The 25,807-nt window shown below is 31.0% G+C and carries 32 protein-coding genes, 1 pseudogene and 1 other annotated feature; of the genes and pseudogenes, 2 read left to right on the top strand and 31 right to left on the bottom strand.

The genetic code is table 11. The annotated features are described in order from the left end of the window. Positions 1-103: 103 nt before the first annotated feature. Positions 104-1,132 (bottom strand): GIY-YIG nuclease family protein, encoded by a 1,029-nt coding sequence (locus tag G6Z82_RS02600; RefSeq protein ID WP_006729128.1) that lies wholly within the window; start codon positions 1,130-1,132, stop codon positions 104-106. Between the two features lie 59 nt (positions 1,133-1,191). On the opposite strand from G6Z82_RS02600, the gene G6Z82_RS02595 reads away from it, so the two are divergent. Next, on the top strand, positions 1,192-1,806 hold the full coding sequence (locus G6Z82_RS02595; protein WP_006730929.1) for a lysophospholipid acyltransferase family protein: 615 nt from the start codon (positions 1,192-1,194) through the stop codon (positions 1,804-1,806). Between the two features lie 48 nt (positions 1,807-1,854). Here G6Z82_RS02595 and G6Z82_RS02590 read toward each other — a convergent pair whose 3' ends face one another. The 4 genes from G6Z82_RS02590 to G6Z82_RS02575 form a co-directional block, all read right to left on the bottom strand. Beyond that, positions 1,855-3,651 carry an ABC transporter ATP-binding protein gene (locus tag G6Z82_RS02590; protein WP_164785772.1) on the bottom strand — a complete coding sequence of 599 codons (1,797 nt, stop codon included), beginning with the start codon at positions 3,649-3,651 and terminating at the stop codon, positions 1,855-1,857. Then, positions 3,641-5,407: an ABC transporter ATP-binding protein gene (locus G6Z82_RS02585; RefSeq protein WP_006737897.1), complete on the bottom strand. Its 1,767-nt coding sequence runs from the start codon at positions 5,405-5,407 to the stop codon at positions 3,641-3,643. The genes G6Z82_RS02590 and G6Z82_RS02585 overlap by 11 nt, the downstream gene beginning before the upstream one ends. A 74-nt stretch (positions 5,408-5,481) precedes the next feature. Continuing rightward, positions 5,482-5,697, bottom strand: a complete 216-nt coding sequence (locus G6Z82_RS02580) for a YneF family protein (RefSeq protein ID WP_006730997.1) — start codon at positions 5,695-5,697, stop codon at positions 5,482-5,484. A 65-nt stretch (positions 5,698-5,762) separates the two neighbouring features. Next, positions 5,763-6,008, bottom strand: coding sequence for a DUF896 domain-containing protein (locus G6Z82_RS02575; RefSeq protein ID WP_006729123.1), 246 nt, complete (start codon positions 6,006-6,008; stop codon positions 5,763-5,765). 123 nt (positions 6,009-6,131) lie between these two features. On the opposite strand from G6Z82_RS02575, the gene G6Z82_RS02570 reads away from it, so the two are divergent. Continuing rightward, entirely contained in the window at positions 6,132-6,716 is a 585-nt protein-coding gene (locus G6Z82_RS02570; RefSeq protein WP_006732439.1) for a LexA family protein, read from the top strand. 44 nt (positions 6,717-6,760) lie between these two features. On the opposite strand, the gene G6Z82_RS02565 is transcribed toward G6Z82_RS02570, so the two are convergent. The 26 genes and pseudogenes from G6Z82_RS02565 to G6Z82_RS02440 form a co-directional block, all read right to left on the bottom strand. Continuing rightward, positions 6,761-7,543, bottom strand: coding sequence for a hypothetical protein (locus G6Z82_RS02565; protein ID WP_006729121.1), 783 nt, complete (start codon positions 7,541-7,543; stop codon positions 6,761-6,763). 143 nt (positions 7,544-7,686) lie between these two features. After that, the gene (rplS, locus tag G6Z82_RS02560) at positions 7,687-8,037 is read right to left on the bottom strand and encodes a 50S ribosomal protein L19 (protein ID WP_006730924.1); all 351 of its coding nucleotides are present in this window, start codon (positions 8,035-8,037) and stop codon (positions 7,687-7,689) included. A gap of 118 nt (positions 8,038-8,155) precedes the next feature. Continuing rightward, positions 8,156-8,872 carry a tRNA (guanosine(37)-N1)-methyltransferase TrmD gene (gene trmD, locus G6Z82_RS02555; protein WP_006729119.1) on the bottom strand — a complete coding sequence of 239 codons (717 nt, stop codon included), beginning with the start codon at positions 8,870-8,872 and terminating at the stop codon, positions 8,156-8,158. Beyond that, positions 8,862-9,383 carry a ribosome maturation factor RimM gene (gene rimM / locus G6Z82_RS02550; RefSeq protein ID WP_006734201.1) on the bottom strand — a complete coding sequence of 174 codons (522 nt, stop codon included), beginning with the start codon at positions 9,381-9,383 and terminating at the stop codon, positions 8,862-8,864. Before rimM ends, trmD begins: the two co-directional genes overlap by 11 nt. Before the next feature lie 55 nt (positions 9,384-9,438). After that, a complete protein-coding gene (gene rpsP, locus G6Z82_RS02545) occupies positions 9,439-9,711 on the bottom strand; it encodes a 30S ribosomal protein S16 (RefSeq protein ID WP_006729117.1) in 273 nt (90 codons plus the stop codon). Between the two features lie 89 nt (positions 9,712-9,800). Then, a complete protein-coding gene (ffh, locus tag G6Z82_RS02540) occupies positions 9,801-11,228 on the bottom strand; it encodes a signal recognition particle protein (protein ID WP_006731810.1) in 1,428 nt (475 codons plus the stop codon). Position 11,229: 1 nt separating this feature from the next. Further along, positions 11,230-11,571, bottom strand: coding sequence for a YlxM family DNA-binding protein (gene ylxM, locus G6Z82_RS02535; RefSeq protein ID WP_006732571.1), 342 nt, complete (start codon positions 11,569-11,571; stop codon positions 11,230-11,232). 104 nt (positions 11,572-11,675) lie between these two features. After that, entirely contained in the window at positions 11,676-13,355 is a 1,680-nt protein-coding gene (recN, locus tag G6Z82_RS02530) for a DNA repair protein RecN (protein ID WP_164785771.1), read from the bottom strand. Between the two features lie 12 nt (positions 13,356-13,367). Beyond that, entirely contained in the window at positions 13,368-14,180 is an 813-nt protein-coding gene (locus G6Z82_RS02525) for a TlyA family RNA methyltransferase (protein ID WP_164785770.1), read from the bottom strand. Then, positions 14,180-15,046 (bottom strand): polyprenyl synthetase family protein, encoded by an 867-nt coding sequence (locus G6Z82_RS02520; RefSeq protein ID WP_006734583.1) that lies wholly within the window; start codon positions 15,044-15,046, stop codon positions 14,180-14,182. The genes G6Z82_RS02525 and G6Z82_RS02520 overlap by 1 nt, the downstream gene beginning before the upstream one ends. A 2-nt stretch (positions 15,047-15,048) precedes the next feature. Then, a complete protein-coding gene (locus G6Z82_RS02515; protein ID WP_006729111.1) occupies positions 15,049-15,291 on the bottom strand; it encodes an exodeoxyribonuclease VII small subunit in 243 nt (80 codons plus the stop codon). Next, positions 15,284-16,642: an exodeoxyribonuclease VII large subunit gene (xseA, locus tag G6Z82_RS02510; RefSeq protein ID WP_164785769.1), complete on the bottom strand. Its 1,359-nt coding sequence runs from the start codon at positions 16,640-16,642 to the stop codon at positions 15,284-15,286. The genes G6Z82_RS02515 and xseA overlap by 8 nt, the downstream gene beginning before the upstream one ends. Further along, positions 16,632-17,486 carry a bifunctional 5,10-methylenetetrahydrofolate dehydrogenase/5,10-methenyltetrahydrofolate cyclohydrolase gene (locus G6Z82_RS02505; protein WP_006736685.1) on the bottom strand — a complete coding sequence of 285 codons (855 nt, stop codon included), beginning with the start codon at positions 17,484-17,486 and terminating at the stop codon, positions 16,632-16,634. The genes xseA and G6Z82_RS02505 overlap by 11 nt, the downstream gene beginning before the upstream one ends. Before the next feature lie 51 nt (positions 17,487-17,537). After that, positions 17,538-17,939, bottom strand: a complete 402-nt coding sequence (nusB, locus tag G6Z82_RS02500) for a transcription antitermination factor NusB (protein ID WP_006729108.1) — start codon at positions 17,937-17,939, stop codon at positions 17,538-17,540. Continuing rightward, entirely contained in the window at positions 17,939-18,352 is a 414-nt protein-coding gene (locus G6Z82_RS02495) for an Asp23/Gls24 family envelope stress response protein (RefSeq protein ID WP_006729107.1), read from the bottom strand. The genes nusB and G6Z82_RS02495 overlap by 1 nt, the downstream gene beginning before the upstream one ends. Before the next feature lie 32 nt (positions 18,353-18,384). Then, entirely contained in the window at positions 18,385-18,945 is a 561-nt protein-coding gene (gene efp / locus G6Z82_RS02490) for an elongation factor P (protein ID WP_006730980.1), read from the bottom strand. Positions 18,946-19,028: 83 nt separating this feature from the next. Beyond that, positions 19,029-20,138 carry a M24 family metallopeptidase gene (locus G6Z82_RS02485; RefSeq protein ID WP_164785768.1) on the bottom strand — a complete coding sequence of 370 codons (1,110 nt, stop codon included), beginning with the start codon at positions 20,136-20,138 and terminating at the stop codon, positions 19,029-19,031. A gap of 67 nt (positions 20,139-20,205) precedes the next feature. Next, a complete protein-coding gene (gene rpmA, locus G6Z82_RS02480) occupies positions 20,206-20,505 on the bottom strand; it encodes a 50S ribosomal protein L27 (RefSeq protein WP_006729104.1) in 300 nt (99 codons plus the stop codon). A gap of 16 nt (positions 20,506-20,521) precedes the next feature. After that, positions 20,522-20,833 (bottom strand): 50S ribosomal protein L21, encoded by a 312-nt coding sequence (gene rplU / locus G6Z82_RS02475; RefSeq protein ID WP_006731828.1) that lies wholly within the window; start codon positions 20,831-20,833, stop codon positions 20,522-20,524. A gap of 14 nt (positions 20,834-20,847) precedes the next feature. After that, positions 20,848-20,928: a sequence feature (ribosomal protein L21 leader region), on the bottom strand. 72 nt (positions 20,929-21,000) lie between these two features. Next, positions 21,001-21,318: pseudogene (locus tag G6Z82_RS02470) on the bottom strand (dihydropteroate synthase); the annotation flags it as partial. A gap of 31 nt (positions 21,319-21,349) precedes the next feature. Further along, positions 21,350-21,517, bottom strand: a complete 168-nt coding sequence (locus G6Z82_RS02465; RefSeq protein WP_006731805.1) for a hypothetical protein — start codon at positions 21,515-21,517, stop codon at positions 21,350-21,352. A gap of 224 nt (positions 21,518-21,741) precedes the next feature. Beyond that, positions 21,742-22,257 carry a LytTR family DNA-binding domain-containing protein gene (locus G6Z82_RS02460; RefSeq protein WP_006730901.1) on the bottom strand — a complete coding sequence of 172 codons (516 nt, stop codon included), beginning with the start codon at positions 22,255-22,257 and terminating at the stop codon, positions 21,742-21,744. Between the two features lie 8 nt (positions 22,258-22,265). Next, positions 22,266-23,009, bottom strand: coding sequence for an ABC transporter permease (locus G6Z82_RS02455; protein WP_164785767.1), 744 nt, complete (start codon positions 23,007-23,009; stop codon positions 22,266-22,268). Further along, positions 22,993-23,862, bottom strand: a complete 870-nt coding sequence (locus G6Z82_RS02450) for an ABC transporter ATP-binding protein (RefSeq protein ID WP_009310675.1) — start codon at positions 23,860-23,862, stop codon at positions 22,993-22,995. The genes G6Z82_RS02455 and G6Z82_RS02450 overlap by 17 nt, the downstream gene beginning before the upstream one ends. A 1-nt stretch (position 23,863) precedes the next feature. Then, the gene (locus G6Z82_RS02445; RefSeq protein ID WP_009310676.1) at positions 23,864-24,709 is read right to left on the bottom strand and encodes a hypothetical protein; all 846 of its coding nucleotides are present in this window, start codon (positions 24,707-24,709) and stop codon (positions 23,864-23,866) included. A gap of 626 nt (positions 24,710-25,335) precedes the next feature. Further along, positions 25,336-25,530, bottom strand: coding sequence for a hypothetical protein (locus G6Z82_RS02440; RefSeq protein ID WP_039919506.1), 195 nt, complete (start codon positions 25,528-25,530; stop codon positions 25,336-25,338). Between the last annotated feature and the right edge of the window lie 277 nt (positions 25,531-25,807).

Below are 25,807 nucleotides of genomic sequence, written 5' to 3'. Positions count from 1 at the left end.
AATTTAGACCTACAAGGCACCATAATTTTAATCGCTTTTGATGTGATTTATAGTATGTAAAGACATACAAAGTAATTATATATGAATTAGTTATTAATTACAATCAAAATTTAACATTATGTTCTGTCAAAAAGTTTTCTTTCCACTTTCGATCATGATGTTTAAACCAATACTCTCGTTTTAAGGCTGCTCTTTTATCATCAAATTCTTCAAAATATAATAATTTAACTGGTCTTCTAATTTTAGTATACTTTGCACCTTTGCCTGCATTATGAGCTTCAATACGTTTTTTTAAATTATCAGTAAAGCCACCATAAAAGCTCCCATCAGCACATTGTAAGCAATAAAAATAATATTTTTTATTTTCTGTCTTGGAACTTGCAGCTTTATTTTCATGAATAATATTTTCAATTTCATCAGTAAATGAACTATCAGAATTATGCACAATAATCGGATTATTTAAAACCAAACCATCTGTTGGTGCATTATTAACAGCTTCAACTACAACTAAGTTAGTTTTATGATCTTTTTGTGGTGCAAAAGGCTGAATATTTTTTACTCCCATATGGTTACTCAAACAATAGTGGATAATTTCAGCTAATCTTTCTGGTCGATGAACAATAAAAAGTTTTCCCTTCATTTTTAATAACTGACTTGCAACAATGATCACTTGCTCCAAATTTATTAAAATTTCATGACGAGCAATCGCTTTTTGTTGATTAGGATTAATTCTATGTCCATCAGGTACCTTAAAATATGGAGGATTTACGGTAACTACATCAAATTTATCCTTTCCCAAATTTTTAGGGGCATCCAGTGCATTAATACAATGAACAGTTATCCTATTTTCTAACTGATTCAAGCTAACTGATCGCTTGGCCTGTGACGCAATTTCAGGTTGTATTTCAACAGCATCATAATGAGCCAAGTTAAAATATGACATATACAAAGTAGCTGCACCATTACCACAGCAAAGATCTACTACTTTATCACGATCATGTATCTTTTCTTTAGCAAAATAGGCTAACAATAATGTATCCAAGGAAAATGAAAAGGCATCTTTTCGTTGTATAACTTTAAGATGATCACTATACATATAATCTATTCGCTCATTACTTTTCAGAATTTCCATTTCTATTCTCCTTTATCGATATATGCTGTATAATACTATACATGAATTGGGAGGAAAACATGTTTTATAAATTTTTACGCTCAACTGTTCGCATTATTTTTTGGATCATTAATGGTCATTTACATATCCATAATAGTAATTATATACCTGAAGGAAATTATATCTTAGCTGCTCCACATCGAACATGGTGGGAACCTTTTTTATTTGCAATAGCAGCAAAAAATACAGAATTTGTAGTTATTGCAAAAAAAGAACTATTTAAAAATCCTATATATAGATTTTTATTAAAAAAGTGTAATGCATTTCCCGTAGATAGAGCCAATCCTGGACCGTCAGCTATCAAGATTCCAGTTAAAGAATTAAAAGCAGGACAACGATCATTTATGATTTTTCCATCAGGAACAAGGCATTCTGATCAGTTAAAAAGTGGTGTATTTATAATAGCAAAACTTGCAAATAAGCCTATTGTTCCTGTTATATACCAAGGTCCTTTAACTTTTAAAGGAATCCTAAAAAGACAAAATGTTGAAATTCGTTTTGGCAAGCCAATTTATTTAGACAGAAAAATCAAAATTAATAATGAAAACACACCAATATTGTATGCAAAATTAGAAAATGCTTGGCAAGAATTGGATAATGAACAAAATCCTAATTTTAAATATATTCCCAAATAATATATTTGTATTAAAAAAACTAAGTCATATCAAATGACTTAGTTTTTTTTAATCTTCACTATTTGTCTGCAAAGTGTATAAATCATAATAATAACCTTTTTTGGCTAATAAACTCTCATGATTACCACTTTCAACAATACGACCTTTATCTAAAACGATAATTTTATCAGCATTGGCAATCGTTGATAAACGGTGAGCAATAGCCAAGGTTGTTCGACCTTGTCTTAATTTATCTAATCCTTGCTGAATTAAAGTTTCTGTTTCAGTATCAACATTGGCTGTAGCTTCATCTAAAACTAAAATTTTAGGATTAGTTACTAAAGTTCTAGCAAAAGAAATAAGTTGTTTTTGTCCTTGACTTAATCCTTCGCCGCCTTCTAATACTCTAGTTTTATAACCATCTGCCATCTTTTGAATAAAGCCATCTGCTTGAACATTCTTGGCAGCATTAACTAATTCTTTATCAGTAATATCTTTATTATAAAGTCTGATATTAGATGCTATATCACCATAAAACATAAATGGTTCTTGCAACACAAGTCCTATTTTTTTACATAATTCACTCTTAGAATAATTTTTAATATCTACACCATCTATCAAAATTTGACCTTGATAGAATTCATAAAATCTAAGCATAACATTGATGATGGAACTCTTACCTGAACCAGTATGACCAACAATACCTAAGGTTTTACCTGGATCAACACTAAAGGAAATATCATGTAAAATTTCATTTTTTCCATCGTATGAAAAACTAACATGTTTAAATTCTACTTTACCGTTAAAAATTATATTATCATCTTTAGCATTTGCCGACTGCTTAGGCTCCAATTCGGGATTATCAAGTAAAGCAAAGATTCTTTTACCTGCAACAATACCATCTTGAAATAATGTCATAGTATCCATAACCATTGCTATCGGATTAAAAAATGTAGCTATATATTGTGAGAATGCATAGACTACACCAGCAGGGATAAAGGTTTCACGCAAAGGATAACCAAAATATAGTAATGATGCTATTAAAGCCAAAGAATATAACAAACTAGTTAAAGGTGATAAAAGAAATGCATTTAATAAAATCATTCTTTGACGTGTTTTCATCAATGCTATATTCTTTTTTTCAAATAATGACATCATTCTCTTTTCTTGCTTAAATTGTTGAATAAGAGATACACCTTCAATAGCTTCATTCAAATTAGTATTAATATCACTTAGATATTCTCTAAACTTACGATATAATCTGGAACTATTTCTTGAATAAAACCAAATAATAAACAGCAAAATTGGTAAAAATGCTAAAACGATTAAAGAAGCTGGCTTATTTGTGCAATACATTGCTACAAAGGATGTTACCAAAGAAAAAATTCCGATAACTGCACTGGCCCAAACTGATAAGAAACGACTTAAAGTCATAGTATCATTGGTAATTCTAGAAACTATCGAACCAGCTGGAGTTTGGTCAAAATATCTCATACCTAAACTGTGCATTTTCTTGTATAAACAGCGACGCACATTCTCCAGAGTCTTTTCTGATCCAACGGCATAAAAGTATTCATAGATGAATTGAATGATCGCTTTCATGATTGTTCCCACCGCAAAAAGCAACGCAAAAAATAGAATTAGCTTTAATGCAGGGTGTGATTTAATCAAATATTTATCAATAAAATATTGCAATACAAATGGTAACAACATATTAATAACACTGACTAAAAAAGCACCAACTAATGCTAATATCATTTCTAGCTTATAAGGTTTAACAAAGTGTAACAATCTAACAAATATTTTTAACTGCTCTTTAACGGGTATCGAATGTGCCCAGATAGATTCTTGCTTGTTATTCGTCAATATTTTCACCTACCTTACTCTGTAATTCTTGCCGCTCCCACATTTTTGCATACCAACCTTTTTTCTTAAGTAATTCATCATGTACACCTTGTTCAACAATTTGGCCATGCTTTAAAACCAAAATTAAATCAGCATCCATCACGGAACTTAATTTATGAGAAGCAATTAATGCTGTTTTATCATGCATTTCAGCTTTCAAATTATGCAAGATAATTCCTTCAGTTTTAGCGTCAACAGCTGAAAGTGCATCATCTAAAATTAAAACGCGACTGTCTTTTAGCAATGCTCGAGCTATCGACATTCTTTGTCTTTGACCACCTGAAAGTGAAACGCCTTTTTCACCAACAATTGTTTCATACTGTTCTGGCATAGCCATAATATCATCATGTAGTCCTGCTTTTTTGGCAGCAGCTTGTATCTCATCCATCGTTGCATCTGGATTAGAAAATGCAATATTTCCAGCTATAGTAGTTGAAAAGAGAAAATTTTTTTGAGGAACATAAGAAATTGCTTCTAATAATTCTTTCAAAGGAATTTTTTGAATATTTTCTCCACCAAACTTGATATTTCCAGCGTAATTATCATATTCACGTAATAATAATTTGATCAATGTAGTTTTACCAGCTCCTACTTTACCTACCAACCCTAAAGTTTGACCTGGTTTCAGCGTAAAATGAATATTTTTTAAAATATTGTGATCAACATCATCTGGATATGCAAAGGAATCAATATTAAATTCTAAATCTGAATGTAAATCTTGAATATTCAACAGAGAATCAGCATTTTTATCAGTAATTAAAGGTTTTTGCACCAATAATTTTTCAATACGATCATAGCTTGCAGAACCACGCTCTAAAATATTAAACAAATATCCGATAGCAAACATTGGCCAAACCATGTTACTTATATATGCAACAAAAGAAACCAATTGACCAACAGTAATTGACTGATTATTAACCAAAATACTGCCATAAATAATAGCAATAACATATGTTAACCCAATTAATAAACTACCCAACGGGTCAAACATTGATTGCCATTTAAAAACTTGTTTATTAATACAGATGGTTTCATCAACCATTTTATTAAAAGAATTAGTATCTTGTTTAGCTTGGCCAAAAGTTTTCAATACTTTGATCCCAGATACTGACTCTTGAGTCTTATTATTTAATTTGGAAAAAGCAGCTTGTGATTTATCATAAGCTACATATAGTTTGTCGCCAAAATACCTAGCAAAAATAGCTAATAATGGCATGGGAAGTAATGCAATTAGCGTTAATCTAAGATCCACAAACAAGATCATAGCAATAGCGGTGCAACCACCCAAAGTAATAGCATCTACTACCGTTAAAATACCATCTCCTGCTACTTCTTGAACAGCCATAACATCATTAGTAGCATGAGCCATTAAATCACCTGTTCGATTATTTTGAAAAAAGGTTCTATCCATTTTCATAAAATGAGCAAACAATTTAGCTCTTAACTCTTTTTCTAAAATCGTAGCTCCTCCCCAAATCAGACTTCTCCAGAGCAGCCTTAAAACATACAGTGATAATGCAGCAACTAATATTAATCCGGTATATTTAAAATAGCTAAACCAGGTTATTTGCTTTTTATTCAACTGGTCAGCCATTAATCCCAATATTCTAGGTGGAACCAAATTAGCTAAGGATGTCAACATTAGCATAGCAATTCCAAAAATATATCTTTTCTTGTGCTGTTTAAAAAACCACCCTAACTTTTGATAAATTCCCATATAAATTCCTCATGATTAAGTATAAAAAAATGAATAAGAACATAATTCTTATTCTATAAATATTATATATAAATTTAGCGTTGACTATGTTTCATCATATTCATTACTTGATTTAGCTTCTTAGCAGAAGGTTTCTGTCCCATTTGTGACATCATAGCTGCAATCATATCTTCACTAATAGGTGGATTTTCCTTAAAATATTTTTTCATATATAATCTTGCACCATAAAAACCCGCAGCTAATCCAACTAAAAAAGCAACAATAATTAAAATAATCCAAATATAATTCATATTCATCACTCCTAAATTAACATTCCTATATTATACTAAAAAAAAATCCAATTGAAAAGTTTTATTTAATCTTTTCTTAAGCCTTTCTTTCGCTGTACAGCTTTGGCTTTTTCCGATGTAACTTCATTGCCTTTTTCATCCACAAACACAATATCCTCTATTTGTTGCTTAAAACCTGCTCTGAAATTAGCTAAAAACTGTAAGCGAAGTTTTTTTTGCTCCTTTATTTCTAATTCAGTCAATTTTCTTTGTTTACTCAAATGATAAAGTTCATTAATACGTTTAACTAATTTCTCATCTGCCTCGTTCAAATCAATTACCTCACTTATGTTATGTATTTCACTTTAAATCGTCAAACAATAAAAGTATAACATATTTTTTATTTACTAACTAAAGTATTGTTGTTAGAATATCCTTAATCAAGAAGAGTCATCATGGAATTAACTAATGATAAAAATAAACAACTAGCAATACTAAGTTTCATTTACAATTATATATCAAAAAATAATTTTCCACCCACAGTAAGAGAAATATGTGATGGCATTGGATTATCCTCAACAGCTACAGTACATGGTCATTTATTGCGTTTAGAAAAAAAAGGATGGATAGTCAGAAATGCAGCTAAGCCTCGTGCTATTGAAATTACTCAATTAGGTAATAAAAAATTAAATCTTGATTCTAAAGCCATTCCTCTAGTTAAAAATATTCGTTCAAAAAAACCATATTTTGCCAAAAGCGATATCATAGACCAGTTTCCTATGCTACCTAATTTACAAAATTACGATAACCAATTACTAATATGGCAATATCCCGATACTTCTTTAAACGAGTTGCAAATTATGAACAATGATATGTTAATTATTCATTTAAAAAATCAGGAAATTAATATTAATGATATAATCGTATATGCAAACAGCTTTGATAAAATAAAACTTGCCAAATTAGACCACCATTTCAAATCTAAGCACATAAAAATATTAGGCACTGTAGTGGGCATATATAGAAACTTAACTAATTAAAAAAATGTTGTATAAGGTATAAAAACTCATACAACATTTTTTATTTATTCAAGACTGGATAACATTTTTAATGCAGTCGTAAGACTATGTGTATCTAACTGATAATATTTATCATTAAGTTGCCACTTAAATACGTTATTCAAAGAGCCTTTGCTTTTTCCAGCGGTTATATAAATGGTAGACTTACCTGTCGTCTTTGGTAATCCATACTTTTCTATTAAATTCAATAATTTTAAAGCAGGTTTTTCAGCAGATTGATTCATTATAGAACTAGCATGTACGATAATAGACCAATTTCCCTTAACGAAATGTAAATATTGTTGACCAGCACCAGCATCAACAGCAGCAGTAATACTGTCATTCAATTTTATTTGACGTAATCCAGCATCATCCTTAGCATCTCGATATCCAATCAATTTATCCATTTTCTCATTAGTCATATTTGATCTCATTGTCAAAATTGCATAAGGTAGCTCTTTTTTTAAAATTTCATCATTAAATTTCTGCTTAGACTCACCAACACTATAATATACAACGCTCTGATCAGGATTATTTTCAAATCTCATATTAAGGTTAGAACTACCTTGTTTAAGACCATCATCCTGTGGTAAAAGAATACCAGATGTTACACTTTTTATTTTTTTATTAAAGAATATCAATCTAGAATTTTCTTTTTTATTATTTGCTTCAACTACTTTTTTATTAACCTTTGTTGAAGAATTATTATGAGCCTTTACATTAATTGCACTACGATCATCTTGCTTAGTACAACCAGATAACATTAAAGCTAGCATTAAAGTGCCAACGAACAATTTTTTCTTATTCATAACTGTTCTCCTATTCTAATTATCCATAAGTGTATATTATCATAATTAAACAATATCAGATATATATATTTAAATAAAAAAGCATCGGAAAAATACAATCCAATGCTTTCTTAGTCATAAACATAAATATGACTTAATATATATTATCCACGACGTTTCTCAGCAATTCTTGCTGCCTTACCATGACGATCACGTAAGTAGTAAAGCTTAGCACGACGTACACGACCATGACGTAGAACTTCTACTTCAGCAACACGTGGATCATTCACAGGAAAAGTACGTTCAACACCTACACCTGACGCAATCTTACGTACAGTATATGTAGCACTAATGCCCGCACCTTTTTTCTTGATTACGACACCTTCAAACATCTGTATACGTTCGTGTGTACCTTCAACAATACGTACATGAACTCTAACAGTATCTCCTGCACGAAATTCAGGAATATCAGTACGAAGTTGTTCTTTTGTTAGTTCTGCAATTAATGGATCCATGAATATCTCTCCTTCTACGGCATTCATACACATACATGTCAGCGGAACACCCATAACTCGTGGCTAAAACCACATCGATAATTGTAACAAATCTCAAAAAAAATGTAAATAACTATATTTAAGATTCACGTTTTATTTCCTCTAATAGTTTTTGCTCCTGTGCTGTTAATACCCTATAAGCTAACATATCAGGTCTCTTTTTATATGTCATTCTCAATGCCTCTTTCAATCTCCATTCTGCTATCTTTTGATGATTACCTGACATTAATACTTCAGGGACCTTTTTACCTTCAAAATCAGCAGGTCTAGTATATTGAGGATACTCCAACAAGCCATGTGAAAATGATTCATCCACTGGAGATGCTGCATTGCCTAAAACACCTGGTAACAAACGAACTGTTGCATCAATCATGCTCATAGTTGGCAATTCACCACCAGTTAAAACAAAATCTCCTATTGAAACAATTTCATCTACAAAATCATAGATTCGATAGTCAAAGCCCTCATAATGGCCACAAATAAAAGTTAAATTATCCTCTTGTGCCCATTCTCGTGCCATTTCCTGATTAAAAGTTTTCCCTTGTGGTGCAGTAATAATAACCTTTCCTTTGTTTTCAATGGTATCCAAGGCCTTTTTTATAGGCATAATTTGTAAAACCATACCAGCACCACCACCATAGGGACTATCATCTACATGATGATGAATATCTGAAGTAAAGTCACGAAAATTTATTAAATTTAAATTCCATTTTTTGTCTTCAAGTCCACGCCCTAACATTGATTGTTGGACTGGTGCAAACATATCCGGAAATAAAGTTAATACATTAATTTTCATCTCTTAATCCTTCTAACAAAATTACCTCAATTTTTTTATTGACAAGATCAACTTGCTTAACGACAGATGAAATATTAGGTATCCAAAATATTTTTCCTTTGTTAGGCGTTATTTCCCATATATCATTAGCTCCTGGCATTTCAATATCAGTCAATATACCTATTTTTGTTTTAGTTTCATAATCAAATACATCAAGTCCAATCAATTGATGTATATAATACGAACCTTTCGGTAAATCAGTTTGATCTTCATCAGAGACATAAAGATTTTTATTAACAATTCTATTTGCTTCATCGATATCATTAATCTGTAAAAATTTAACTAAATATGCTTGTTTATGAAATCTAGCAGTTTCCACTGTCATTTTTACTTTTTGATCTCCAACACTGATATATAAATTACTATTGGGGCAAAAACGCTGCTGGGGAAAATCTGTTTCTGCTTTAACTTTAACTTCACCCTTTAAGCCGTGAGTATTAATTATTTTGCCAACAAAATAATATTCTGTCATTAAATTAACTCCATAAATAAAATAGTTTGAGAAATCAATCCCAAACTATCAATAATTACTTATTATATTTTGCTTCGTGATATTTCTTCATCAAGCCAGCTTTTGAAAGCAAACTTCTTACAGTATCTGAAGGTTGGGCACCTTTTTGAAGCCAAGCAAATACTTTTTCTTCATCAAGTTTAACACTATCAGTATCTGAAAGTGGATTATAAAAACCAACTTCCTCAATAAAACGACCATCACGTGGCATACGTGAATCAGCAACAACTAAACGATAAAAAGGCTTTCTTTTTGAGCCCATACGACGCATACGTATCTTAACTGACATTAATAATTTCCTCCTAAATATTTTGCTTAATTAGTATACCACAAAATAAAAATGTCTGTAAAGCTTTTTTACTTAACAGCTAAAAAATATTATGAATGGAACCTTTTTATATTTTTCAGACGTTTTTGTTTATTCTTTTTAAAATTCTTACTCATAGATTTCATTGCCATTTTAGCCATAGGAGTATCCATTCCAGGTAGATTACTTAATCCTTTAAAATTACCCGATGTTACCTTTTGCATCATATCCTTAGCCTGCTTAAATTGCTTAATCATGCGATTAACTTCTACAACAGATAATCCACATCCTCCAGCAATTCTACGTCTCCTAGAAGGATTCAGCAGATCTGGATTCTCTCTCTCAGCTGGCGTCATTGAATACACTATTGCTTTAGTATGTGCGATTTGCTTATCAGGTACTTTAAAATTTTTCAATGCTGGATTATTAGCCATACCTGGTATCATCTTAATTATTTGATCTAATGGTCCCATTTTTTGCATTTGATCCATTTGATCAACAAAATCATTAAAATCAAAGGTATTTTCACGCATTTTTTGAGCAACTTTTTCTGCTTCTTTAGCGTCAAAATCCTGCTGAGCCTTTTCAATCAGACTCAACATATCACCCATACCTAAAATTCTTGAAGCCATTCTGTCAGGATGAAATGTATCAAGTTCTGTTAACTTCTCTCCTTGACCAGTAAACAAAATCGGCAATCCTGTAACTTCTCTAATAGATAGAGCTGCACCACCACGTGTGTCACCATCAAGTTTTGTCAAAATCAAACCAGTCAATTTTAATTTTGAATTAAATCCTTCAGCAACTGTTGCAGCAACTTGACCTGTCATCGCATCAGCAACCAATATGATATTTTCAGGATGAGCTACATCAACAATATTTTTTAACTCATCCATCAACTGATCATCAATTTCTAAACGTCCAGCCGTATCAATAATGACATAATCATTATGATTTCTATCTGCTTGCATCAATCCATTTTCAACAATAGCTACTACATCTGTATTATTTTCACTATAAACTGGAACATTTAAAGATGCACCGATTGTTTTTAATTGATCAATAGCAGCTGGTCTATATATATCACCAGCAATTAACAATGGCCTTGCTTTTTTATTTTTAATTAAATAATTGGCTAATTTTCCTACTGTAGTAGTTTTACCAGTTCCTTGCAAACCAACCATCATAATTATAGTAGGTATATGTTTCGCCTCAATAATAGATGCAGTATCACTACCCATCATTTTTGTTAACTCATCATTAACTATTTTTATAATTTGTTGACCAGGATTTAAGCTCTCTTGAACTTCTTTTCCTAAAGCTTCAGCCTTAATAGTTTTAATAAATTTTTTGACTACTTTAAAATTAACATCTGCTTCTAACAATGCTAATCTAATTTCTCTAGACGCTTGATTGATATCATTTTCAGAAATTTTACCTTTACCAGTAAGTTTTCTTAATGCTTTTTGCAATTTTTCACTTAAATTTTCAAAAGCCATATTATTCTCCCTTTAATCTACTTAGCATTACTTCTATTACTGATTGTGTTGCTACATAGTCATTAACATTTAAACTATCTATACACTTTTGCAATGATTGTTCAAAAAAATCATAATCACTTTTCATACGCAACTTTGCTTCAAAATTGTTCAATAATTTACATGAACGTTTTAAATTATCAAAAACGGCTTGCCTGCTCACTCCATGATTATCTGCTATTTCACCTAAAGACAAATCACTATAATAATAATCTTCAAAATAATCTTGCTGTCTTTTAGTTAAAAGCTTTCCATAAAAACCATACAAATTAGAATATAATTCATTTTTTTGCAATTCATTCAATTTTCTCACCTATAACTTAGTATATCAAAATTAACTTTAAAGAAGATAGTTGTCTGATAAGCAATTAATAACTTTTGAATAAAAAAGATATATTAACATATCAGTTATTCATTATGTAACTTAGTAATAAGTTCTAAAGCATTTTGCTTAGAAATCTCAGTAATATCTTTGCCAGCCATCATTTTAGCAATAGTAATTACTGTTTCGTCTTTATTTAAAGAAAGAGCTTTGGTAAATGTTTCACCATCTTTAACTATCTTGCTTATAGCAAAATGATGATCACTTGCTGCAGCAACTTGAGGTGAATGTGTAATAGCTATCACTTGTTTTGCTAAGCCTATCTTATGCATTTTTTTACCTATTGCCGCAGCAACTCTACCAGACACACCAGTATCTATTTCATCAAAAATCATTGTTCCAACAGGTTCACTTTCACTAAAAATGGCCTTTAAAGCTAATAACAAACGTGATTGTTCTCCTCCTGAAACTATTCTGACCAACGGATGTAAATCATCCCCTGGATTCGTAGCTATCATAAAAGCAACTTTATCTAAACCAAATTTATTAAAAGTATTACATGGCTCTATTTTGATGACAAATCGTGCTTTATCCATATATAAACTAGATAATTCCTGCTTTATTTTTTTCTCCAAAATTTTAGCATTATTTTTCCTAGCTTGCGTTAATTCATTCGCATAAGTCATCAATTTTGCTTGCAAAGATTGCAAATCTTTATTCAACTTTTCTTCATCAAAATATTGATTATCAAATTGATTAATTTCACGTTGTATATTGTCGTAGAATATGAAAACATCTTTTAAAGTTGGTCCATACTTTTTCTTCAGTGTATTTAACAAGTTGATTCGCTCTGTTAAATATGCATAATGTTCACTATCAAATTCCAAATTATCGATAATCGAGGTCAATTCTTCATGTGCATCTTCTAAAGCATACACTCCATCATTAAATGTTTTTTCAAAATTTGAAAATTGTACACTATATCCAGCTAACTCACTAGCCGTTTTTTGACCGTCATCTAGCAATGTAGATAATCCCTGTTCATCTTCATACAATTGCATGAAATAATTTGCAGCAGTCATAATTTTTTGATAATTAGTTAATTGACGATATTCATCATCAACTCTTTCATCTTCTTTTTCATCCGTTAAATTGGCTGCCTTTAACTCATTAAGCTGATATTCCAAAATATCATGTTTTTGAGCAATTTCTTGAGCATTCTTTCTAATTGCAGAAAGTCTTTGCTTAATTTCTTGCCATTTAGCATATATTTTTTGATATTGACACAAGCTCTCCTTGAAATCATTATTAGCATAATTATCCAATAAATTAATATGTAAATCTTGATCCATCAAAATTTGCATATCTCTTTGACCGTGTATATCAACTAAATATTGGCTAAGATTTTTCAAAATATTAATAGTAGTAATTTGCCCATTAATTCTAACAATACTTCTACCTTTAATCGATAATTCTCTACAAATAACTAGTTGATTATCATCTAAGGGGATCCCAGCTTCAATACACATATCTATCAATACTTTATTTGTATCATCTACACTAAATAATCCTGTAATTATTGCTTTGGATTCACCAGAACGTATCATATCTATTTGAGCTCTTGATCCTAAAAGTAATGATAGAGCATCTATAATGATTGATTTACCTGCACCTGTTTCACCTATTAAAACTGTCATATTTTCTTTAAATGATACTTTTAATGACTTAATCACAGCAAAATTTTGGATATCCAATTCAACAAGCATATTAATAATCTCCTATAAATCAGCAACTGCAGCTAGAACTAATTTTTCAATATCACCTTGCCACAAATTCTCACCTAAATGATTTAAGTCTTTACGCAGATGAATTAAAAACTCAATATTACCTTTTCCACCTTTAATTGGCGAATAATCTAAATTAATCACATTGAACCCAATCTTTTGAGCTTCTAAAATAGTATGTTCAATGACATTACAATGAACGCGGTGATCATGGACTATCCCATTTTTTCCTACATTTTCTGGTCCTGCTTCAAATTGCGGTTTTATTAAACAGACTGCATCACAATTATTTTTTAAAATTTCGAACATTGGCTTCATAATTAAATCTAAGGATATGAAAGAAACATCAGTCATCGCAAAATCAGGTAATCCTTCTGTAAAATCAGCTGGAGTACTATATCTAAAATTCTGTTTTTCCATCACAATTACTTGTGGATTATCACGCAATTTCCATGAAAGTTGGTTATAACCTACATCTAGTGCATAAACTAATTTTGCATGATTTTGAAGTGCCACATCAGTAAAGCCACCAGTTGAAGCACCTATATCCAAACAGACTTTATCTGTTAAATCAATATTAAATACATTTAATGCCTTTTCCAGTTTATATCCGCCACGAGAAACATATTTTCTACTATCCTTTTTGACATAAAATACTTCATTTATTGGAAACTTTTCGCCACTTTTATCAATTCTTTGATGATTATGATCAGATATAAGTCCTGCCATAATTGCATGCTGTGCCTCAGTTCTTGAATAAAATAGACCTTGTTCAAATAATAAAACATCTGCACGTTTTTTTTCCATTATAATGCCTTTCGATACAAATCAAAAAAATCACTCAACAATTGATTATCCATATCTTTAATAGCTACCTTACCACGGGCAATTAGGTCAGATAATTCCGCTTGACTTTTCTCTAATCCCAGCATAGTCAATGTGTTATTTTTGCCATTATCTGCGTCCTTATGCGTCTTTTTCCCTGCTTGTACTGAAGTTTGCATTATATCTACAATATCGTCATAAATTTGATAAGCTCTGCCAAAAGCCTCCGCAAAATGCAGTAAATTCATTTGCACTTTATCATTACTATTGGCATATTTAGCAGCCATTTGCACACTAGCTACAATCAAACAACCAGTTTTCAAAAATTCCATTTTATCAATAAAAGTTTCATTACGCTTATACGATAAATTATTAGTAGAATCTATATCCATATATTGGCCACCAGCCATACCATTAGGTCCTATGGCCCTAGTAATAACTTTTATTAGTTCATAAGAATTGCTAGCCTCTGCTATCCATTGAATTCCTAAAGGCAATAAAGCATCCCCAGCTAAAATTGCTTCAGCTTCTCCCCATTTTTTATGTGATGTTAACTTACCTCGACGATAATCATCATTATCCATCGCAGGCAAATCATCGTGAATTAAAGAATAAGTATGAATTAGCTCTATTCCACACGCAATCTTTATTTCTTTTTCAGATATAGGGTGAGATAAGATCTCTAATGTAGCCAAAAATAATAGTGGTCTTAATCTTTTACCACCAGCCAAGACTGAATATGACATAATCTCACTAAATTTATGATCATTAATAGTGCACTCTAGTTGCTCTTTCAAAAAACTATTAATTTGTGGAAGATATAGTTCAGAAAAATCAGTTAATTTCATCTTTATTCCTCTGGACTATTGGAATCTTCAGGGTTAAGTTGCTTAACATTACCATCTTTATCGATTAACTTAGCTACTATTTTTTCAGCATCATTTAATTTTTGTTCTAATTCACGACTTAATTTGACACCCTCTTGAAATTGATTCAATGCATCTTCTAATGGAACATTGCCACCTTCCAATTTTGTTACAATGTCTTGTAATTGTTTAAGTTGTTCTTCAAATGTATTCTTTTGATCACTCATGATTTTCACCTTTTATTTTTAAAACCCTTGTCTTTACCAAACCATCTTTAAAATTCAAATTTAAAATATCATTTTCACATATTTGATGAACAGATGTAACAGTTTTTCCATCCTCATTAGCAGTATATACATACCCTCTACTAATTGCCTTTAAAGGACTATTATCATCTAATTTTTGTGATAAATTATAAAAATTATTCTTGTTATTATTAATTAAATAACATATACTTTTATTCAAATTTTGTGTTTTGAAAATTAATTCTTGATAATGATGTTTAATTATTTGATGGGGATTGGTAGATAATAAACTTTGATTTACCAATTGATATTTTGTTTTTACATTAAGCAAATAATTATTCGCTACTTGTTCTAACTTTTGTTCTAAAAGATCCAACGTTTGCATTTTTTCATCATAAAAACGTTGCGGTTCTCGTAAAAATACAGAATTTTTAGTTCTATTAAATAATATCTTATCACTATTAATTATTGAACGTATAGCAGCATATAGATGCGTTCTTAGTTCTATTATTTGCAACGTAATCGCTGATAATTCAGGTGTAGCATACTCCGCTGCTGCAGTTGGCGTTGCTGCTCTTTTATCAGCTACTAAATCTGATAAAGTAGTATCAGTTTCATGACCAACAGATGAAATTACAGGCATCGTCATACTATAAATTTGGCGTACTACCATTTCCTCATTAAATGGCCACAAATCTTCTAATGATCCGCCACCACGACCAATAATAACTACATCATATTTATCTTGTGAAGCTGCTATCTGCTGTAATGAAGCAATTATGGAAGCAGCAGCATCTTTACCTTGTACAATTGTAGGAAATAAATCAATTTCTACATGCGGGAATCTTCTATTTGCTGTCACCATAATATCATGAATAACAGCACCAGATGCACTAGTTACAACAGCTATTTTATCAGGAAATTTAGGTATCTTTTTTTTATGAGAATCTGCAAACAGACCTTCTTTATCTAACTTTTCCCTTAGTTGTCTCAGTTGTTCAAACAATGCACCTAATCCAGCAGGTTCAATAGTATGCACATAGAATTGATACGATCCCTGCGGTGAATATAAGTCAATATATCCTGAAACGTATACCTTCATTCCCTCTACTAATTTGAATTTTACTTTTTCAAAAAATGATTTATACATTACAGCATTTATTTTTGATTTCTCATCTTTTAATGAAAAATATTGAGTTGAATTCATACGCAGTCTAAAATTAGATACTTCACCTTGTAAAAACACTTTATGCAAATAAGGATCGTTCTTAAATTTTTTAGATAGATAAAAATTTAAATCTGTAACTGTTAAATATTTAGGACTAGTTTCCATAATTATGCCTCAATTTAGTTAAAATAATAACTTGTTTCATCAAATTGGCTACCGTCAACGGACCTACTCCACCAGGTACAGGAGTAATAGCTTCAGCGATTGGCAAACAATCATCATATTCTATATCTCCCATTAATTTACCATTTTCTCTATTCATACCAACATCAATTAGTATACTACCTGGTTTTACCATATTTTTAGTAATTAGATGTGCACGACCGACATCTGAAATAATTATATCGTTTAGTAAGGTAAGCTCTTGTAAATTTCTAGTGTGAGAATGTGCAATCGTCACAGTAGCATTACGAGCTAATAATTGACTAGCAACAGGTTTTCCTACAATAATACTTCGTCCAATAATTAAAGCATTTTTACCTTCAACATTTAATTGATAATAATCTAGTATAGTCATAATACTTCTCACTGTAGCCGGAATAATATTTACTTGTCCTTGCCACATCCGCCCTTGATTATAAGGAGTGAATCCATCTGCATCTTTTGCAGGATCAATTGCTTCCAACACTAGTCGAGTATTAATATGTTCAGGTATAGGTAATTGAACCATGATAGCATCCACATGAGGATCTGCATTCAGTTCCTTAATTTTGTCTATTAATTCATCTTGTCTGATGTCACCTGGGAATTTAATTGTTTGTTCGTTAATACCTATTTTCTTAGCAAGCTTACGTTTTAAGCGTAAATATATTTTACTTGCTGGATCTTCTCCAACTTCAATTACGCAAAATGTAGGCAATATATTTTTAGCTTTTAAATGCTCTACCTCTAATGTAAGCTCATCTATTATTTTTTTTGCTGGCTCTTTACCATCCAATATTAAAGTCAAATATAAATCCCCCTTAAAAAATGAGGTCGGCACTGCCGACCTCATAATCACCTATTTATCAATAAAGTTAGCCAATATACCATTAATAAAACCTTTTGATTTTGCAGATGAAAACTCATCACACATATTTAATGCTTCATTTAACGCAGACACTGGCTTAATCACTTTACTATTTTGTATTTCAAATAGTCCAACTTCTAGAATAACAAGATCGATTTTATTTAATCGCTCAAGTGTCCAACCTTTTTTTAAATACTTAGCTAAGTTGGCATCAATTGAGCTTTTTTCTTTCATAACACCTTGTAAAATTTCATAAGCATAATCGGGAAATTCTTTTATATCAAGTACATCCATGGTTTTTTTCTTGATAGCATCAACATCTTCATGTTCATGTACCTGATCGGCAAGATACAATGCCTGCATTGCAATCACTCTCACATCATGCTGTGTCATTAGTTTTTTACCTCTTTATATTCTACCTTAGTATTATTCTTATCATCTTCTGAAATTAAACCTACTACATGAATATTAGTTTCCACTAATTTCAAATTAGTCATTTGCTCTAATTGCAATCCTAATTGCTTTTGTAATTCTAATGCAACTTTAGGCACATTGACGCCATAATCAAAATAGGCATACACGTCAGCAATTAAATTACCATTTCGATTAGTTAAACTGACACCTTTGCCTTGATTACTACGCCCAAAGATTTTATCAATACTACTTTTTAAGGAACCACGCATCTCATTAACACCATCAACCTTTTTAGCAGCAATTCCTAAAATAACCTCAAGTACACCTAAATCTACTCTAGTTTCATCGCCATTTTCATTATTAGATAAAAGAATTGTTGAACTTTCTGGCATAATACCAACCTCTATTCCTATACCATCAAAATTTATTTATTAGCACGAGATACATAAGAACCATTTCCTGCAGTATTAATAGTTAAAACATCCCCTACATTTATAAACATTGGAACAGTAACTACTAACCCAGTTTCCATAGTAGCAGGCTTGCCTGAACCCGTTGATGTTGCAGGTGCTGTTTCTTTAACTACAAGATCAACTGTATTTGGAACCTCTATACCTAATGTTTTACCATCATGCATAATAATATTAACAACCATATTTTCCTTTAAAAACTTAGCTTCAGCTTCAGCTTGTGTTTCTGGAACTTCTAATTGCTCATATGTTGCCATATCCATAAATACAAAACTAGTACCATCATTATACAAATATTGCATAGTCTTAGTCTGGACATCTGCATCTTCAACCTTAGCTGTTGATCTGAAAGTATAATCTTGAACAGCACCTGTCTTTAGGCTCTTTAACTTCGATCTAACAAATGCCCCACCTTTACCAGGCTTAACATGTTGAAATTCAACAATACGCCAAATATCATTATTATATTGTATAGTTAAACCATTTTTAAAATCATTAACTGAAATCATAGTCATAGGAACTTACCTCACTTCTTAATACATCTATCTTATCAAATATTGGTTAACTTTTGATAGTAATTAAATTACTTTTATAAAAATTATAAAACAAGCAATTCTTCTTTAGGTAACTTGGACATAGTCTCAGGCGAATTACCATTAATTAAAATATCGTCTTCTATTCTTACACCGCCAAAATCTGGCAAATAAATTCCAGGTTCTACAGTAATAGCCATATTATCTTTTAAAACTTCCTTACTAAAAGGTAAAGCTGGCATACAAAGCTCATGTATTTCTAACCCTATACCATGACCAATTCCGTGACCAAAATATTGACCATATCCTTGCTCACAAATATAATCGCGAGCAGCCTTATCAACATCAGCACCGGTCTTACCAGCAACAGCAGTAGCAATTCCTTGTTTTTGAGCTTCATAAACAATCTTATAAATTTTTTGCAATTCAGCAGGAACTTGGCCTAAAGCCACTGTACGTGTAATATCTGCAGTATATCCATGATAAAAACTACCAAAATCAATTACCACAAGCTCGCCTTTTTGTAATTTTTTATCACTTGCTACGCCGTGAGCCCAACTTGAGCGATATCCTGAAGCAATAATAGTATCAAAAGAAGGGCCATCACCACCATTTAATTTAAATAAATAGTCTAGCTTGGCTCCAATTTCACGCTCAGTTACACCCGGTTGTAACATTGGTAAAATTTCTGTAAAACTATGCGATGAAATGGCTATTGCTTGTTTTAATGCATCCAATTCCAATTCATCTTTAACATTTCTAGCAACTTCAACCAACTCTAAGGACATTTCAAATTCTATATCTGAATTACTATTAACCAAATTTTGATAATCAATAGCAGAAATAGCTTCACCTTCAACTAAAACTTTTTTCAAAGATAGATGACGTAATTGCTCAGTAATTTCGCTAACTGAATTCTTATGTTTCATAATTACTTTCATTTCGCCAGGAGCTTGCTTTTTTATTTGTCCAGCAAATCTAGAATCAGATAACAAAATCCTGTCACCATTAGCACAAAGAATAAGTTCAGCTTCCTCACCTGTAAAATTTGTTAGGTAACGATAATTAGCTTGATTTATAATAATCAAGGCATCTGCATTTTTTTCTTTAATTAATTTTGTAACTTTTTCTATTCTAGCATTTATCAGAGTTAATAATTTTGACTTTGCATCCATACTTTTTACCTCTTAAAGTAGATAAAAAAAGCCAAACGTTAAAAAATACGTTTAGCTTTTTAAATAATTATTTTGCTTCTTCAGCTGAGTAAACAGAAACTTGTTTACGGTCTTTACCCAAACGTTCAAATTTAACAACACCATCTGTTAATGCAAATAAAGTGTCATCGCCACCACGACCTACGTTCTTTCCGGGATGTATCTTAGTACCACGTTGACGGTAAATAATAGCACCTGCAGTAACTTGTTGACCATCAGCACGCTTAGTACCTAAACGACGACCTGCTGAATTACGACCGTTAGTAGTAGAACCTCCACCTTTGTGGTGGGCAAATAACTTGAGTTGTACAAGATTATCGATCATCATATTATTTCCCCCTTAATTAAGCTTCAATACTTTCAATAATTACCTTGGTGTAAGGTTGACGGTGACCATACTTAGAATGTGAATGTTTCTTAGGCTTGTATTTGAAAGTTACAACTTTCTTTTCCTTGCCTTGTTTTTCAACTTTAGCAGTCACCTTAGCACCTTTAACAACAGGAGTTCCTATCTTAGTTGACTCACCATCATTTACAAGGATAACTTCATCAAAAGTTACTACAGTGCCTTCTTCAACATCAAGTTTCTCAACAAAAATGCTAGCACCTTCAGTAACCTTATATTGCTTACCACCGGTCTTAATAATTGCGTACATACGTACACCTCCATAAAAATACTTAGACTCGCCACGAAATGGTGAAATCTTTTTTAGACTCACTTCTAACCATCTGTGTGCGGTTGCAGATGTGAGGTATAAATCCACAAATACAACTACTATATTGTACTACCTTAATCTATCTTTAGCAAATAAAAATAATTTTTTTATCTAAACCAATAACTTTGATTAATGATATCTAACATATTAACTAATTGATAAGTTTCTGCAATATCATGAGCTCTAATCACTCTTCCACCACGTAAAAACATTGCCGACTCAGCTATTAATGTTACAGGTAAACGATCTTCCTTATTCAAATTGAATAATTTTTTACCAAATCCCTTACGTGATATTGCTACCATAATAGGACGATTAAATTTATTCAACTGATCAAGATTACGCATCATCGTATAATCTTGGTAACCATCAGCTACCTTAGCATAACCAATACCTTGATCTAAAATAATTCTATTTAAATCAACATTCTTAGTTTTAGAGGTGCCCTTATAAAAATCAATTTGATAGACTAGATTTTTTGTCTCTTAACAATTTTTCAATTTTATCAACATAATATTTCCAATACAATAAACCAATAATTGTAATAGGTATTCCTAACAAAACAAAATGGATTGCTATAGTAAAACTCAAGCCAGTGACTAGCATATATGCTATTTCAACCATACTAGATACTAAAAATATGGTAAGTAATTGAATATAGACGTTTTTCTGAAATTTAATGGAGTATTTAAATAATAACTCTAAAGCAAATACTTCAGCATATCCGAATATTATGAATAGAATAATATTGACCCAAGATGTTAAACTTGAATTTATAAGAGTAAAATATAGATTATAGATTGCACCAATGCAAAGCACGAGTAGAAGTTTTTTTAAGTATTTCACCACTAATCCTCCAAGTACTCTAAAAATTGTTTTTTATATTTTCGAGAAACCGTTAAGTTTTGACCATCTGTTAATTCAATGATAAATTTTCCATTCAGAGAAGGATAAATTTTTTCTACAACTAATATATTAACAATAAAAGATTTACTAATTCTCACATATAATTTACTGAACTCTTCAATCTCATATAACTTATTTTTTAGACTCAAAGTGAGATTATCAGCATAAGCATATACCTTATCGCCAATACCTTCAAAATACAACACATCCTGATAGTCGCATTTTCCTAAAATATCTCCATAAATATCATCTTGTCTATAACCCACAATAGCATGTTCAGGCTGTTGAATAGTATCTTTAAAAAAACTAATAATCTCTTCTTCGCTAAAACTTTCAAAAAGAAATGTAATGTTTCTTGTCCCTGTGGAGCGTACTCGCAAAGAGATTGGTAAATCAATCCAAGCAGACAACTTTTTCTCTAATTGAGATATACTCCCAAAATACTCTTTTATTTTCAAAATACCTCCTAATTAGCCTGCTCCTTTCTCTGTAATAAGATATAGATTGCCAAGAAGCATATAATATAAATAAAGAGAATGGCTACAGATTTAACATCAATGCCTTTATTTTCCAATAATCCCCATCCCAGGCGAGCATAGTTATATGATGGCAAGAAAGTTGCGATCTGAGAAAGAAACTTGGGCATAGCAGCCACTGGCATCCATAAACCACCCAAAAAAGAAAGTACTAAATACGTTATGGTTCCAATTGGTTGAGACAAACTATCTAATCTACCGATTAACAAGGCCATAATTAAAAATACAATGCTTCCTATATTTAGTGTAATTCCTATATTAATCATTTCAAGTACTCCTAAATTGATTCCCTTATAGAGGTAGGCAACTACAAACATAAGAAACGTAAAAGCAACTGAAATCAACAAATATGAAAACACATGACTTATTACATAATAAGTAGAATTAACTGGAGATACCTTCAAATAAGTATACCATTGTTTTTTTCGTTCATCTGCAATTTTAGTACCAAGTAGATTGATTGCATTCCCCATAATACCAAAAGCAATCATAGAAATCAAACAGTACTCTGACCACGGAACGCCGTTAACATTAGCATTCTCAGGAAAAATCGCTGTATATATAATATAAAAAATAACTGGCAAAGCAATAATAAATAATACATATTTGGTGTCCCTGAAAACCCTTTTTATATCTAGCCATATTAAAAAGAAAAGACTACTCACTTGGTTCATTTTCTAATACCTCCATAAAATATTGACGTAGATTACTTTGATTCTTTTTTATAATCGAAATAGGAATTTTTCCTACAGATACTACTTCATCTATCATTTGATACGTAAATTTTATTTCAGAATCAGTCTCTTCAAAGCTAAACTTTGTTACTACTTCTAATTGTTCTTGAGTTATTTGACTCTTATCTATTAAATATGATGAGTTTTTTTCGATTCTATCCTGAATATCAGTCATTTTACTATCTGAAACTAGCAGCCCCTTGGACAAAATTAGTACTCTGTTACAGAATTCAGCAACTTCCTCCATATCATGACTAATTAAGATTATTGTCAAATCTTTACTGAACGAAAATGTGTTTAACGTCTCCCAAAATGCTTTTTTTGATACTACATCCATACCTACTGTTGGTTCATCCAATATCAATACTTTAGGATTATTAATAATCGCAGTAGCAAATTGAACTCGTCTTTGTTGTCCACCTGATAAAGAATCACAATATTTATTCCTAACTGTTCTTAAGTTAACACTATCTAAAACACTTTCGACTGATTTAGAGTTTGTTGAAAAGCATTTCACCATATCTAGCCATTCGTATACCTTCATCTTCTCAGGCATAGAAATTTCCTGTAACATAACACCAACATCAGATTTAATATCGAAATTCCTCTTAACCTCCCCATAATCTTGAGAAAGTATACCTAAAATTATTTTTATTAAAGTGGACTTTCCTTCACCATTCAAACCTAAAAGTCCAATGATATCACCTCTATTCACAATCAAGTCAACACCTTTTAAAATTTGTTTATTCTTGAATGATTTAGTAATATTTGATATTTCAAAAACATTATTCACTTTAGCCACCACCCAGCATCAAAATTATTTTATTAATAAAACCGCTTTGAACAGAAGTAAATTCAGGAACATTGTTCTCAATAAATGTATCTGTCAAATATATTGCACACAGGTCTTCCTTAAAGTCCTGTACTCCAGTATTCTGGTTTTCATGATAATCATAAGCTCCATAGATAGAACCTAGTTCGTCAATAATATAGTCACAGCAATTTGGAACTGTTTGGTTTATTGAAATAATTAGAAAAAACTCTACATATTCTCTATGATATTTACAAAAGCAAAATGCATAATAAATACCTGAATCCCTCAACTTCTTCAAACTTTTATTAATATGATTCGAAAAATTTTGTAAGAAATAAAAACTAGAAAAATTGGGAATATCTAAAAGTGCTAATTTTATATATGAGTAGAAAAAATCAACATCATTATAATTAAGGACACCACTATTTGAACTGCTTTTCAACTTAGAAAAATCGACAAAATCTCTAGGCAAATCATTACTTTTTTTAATTTGATTAGAGATTGTCATACAACTCATTGAAGATAATACTTTTAAAAACCACTCCTTATAATTTTCAAACGTAACATTCTCTCCTCGTTTATGGTTTGTACAAATAATTTTGCTCAACAAATTACTGATGTTAGAGCTGATTAAAGCCTTCTCTTGTTCTATTTCTGACAAAGCAAAATAATATGACTCTTCTGAAAACCATAATTTAGAATCAATAATTTTAATAAGTTCTTGTAAGTCTATAAACGGATTAAAAATTTTAAACTTTATGAAGTCTTCTGTTGTCACTGCATCTACACCTTGGATGTCTTTTTTTGAGATAAAACTCATAATCATATGTTCAATTCATAAATATTTGTTCCATCCTTGATATAAATTTTTCCCTCTGACGACATATAATAAGTAATATTTGTTCTCATACTCACAATTCCCTAATTTATGGATAAAAAAGCACTATAAAATACAATTGAAAAGCAATGAATCACTATAGTGCTTTATTGACGGGTTAATAAACTAACCACAACAACAGCAACATGGACAGCAGCATAATGTTACACTCCAGTTCATTTGGTCACTAGATAAGAAATCATCTGTATCTAGTTTTTTGACTTCAAAACCTTGTGTTTGACATTCTGAAATTTCTAGTTGTTCCATAACTTTTTATCCTTTCCAAAACAAGAAAACAAGCCCATAAATTAAACCAGATAGCAATCCATAAAGTGCAAATGTTTGTTTACTAGGTTTCATTTAAGTTTCCCCTTTGTTTAAAATTTGTCACACTTGACATTATTTAGTATGGCTCATTAATAAGTTTTGTGAGCTTTTTTCCAATAAGTTGCAAAAATCGGCCTATAAGATGCATAGGGGTTTGGGGATTCCCCAAAAACACTTTAGCTGTAATTTGTGTGTACAAATATTTTAAGAAGATATATAAAAAACGCTGCGAATTTAACAGCGTTTTCTTATTTTAAAATCCTCATATATCTTTCTTTTTTATGGTTAGCATAATAGTATTCCAGTGTAGCATGATACAAACGAGCCTTCGTTTTATCTTGTTTTTTAATTCCATGAAAAAATAATTCTGCTCGCTTTAATTTTAATATGTATTCGCATGTCTGATCGAAACGATTATCCATATTACTTTTGAAAATAAACATCTTTTTTCTAAATCACATCAACTATTTTTTTGCATCAAAATAGACATATCCATTTTGTCTTCATAGCTTATTTTCCCCACTACAGTTGCAAGACAGGCTATATAATTGATATTCTTTCCAATTTGTTTGCTTGTCTTCTTTTTATATCCTATCATCAGCTCCACACAGTAGTGAAATATCCTTAAATTATCCAAATCTTCACTTTGTTCTGCTACTCTTTCTAATTGACGTAAGCTCCGAAAATTTCGATATAGAGAAAAAATATCTATACACAAAT

Origin of the sequence: Lactobacillus iners, from assembly GCF_011058775.1 — a bacterium.
GTDB classification, from domain to species: Bacteria; Bacillota; Bacilli; order Lactobacillales; family Lactobacillaceae; genus Lactobacillus; species Lactobacillus iners.
The sequence above is the reverse complement of the archived record's forward strand: the minus strand, read 5'-3'. Positions and strand labels throughout refer to the sequence as shown.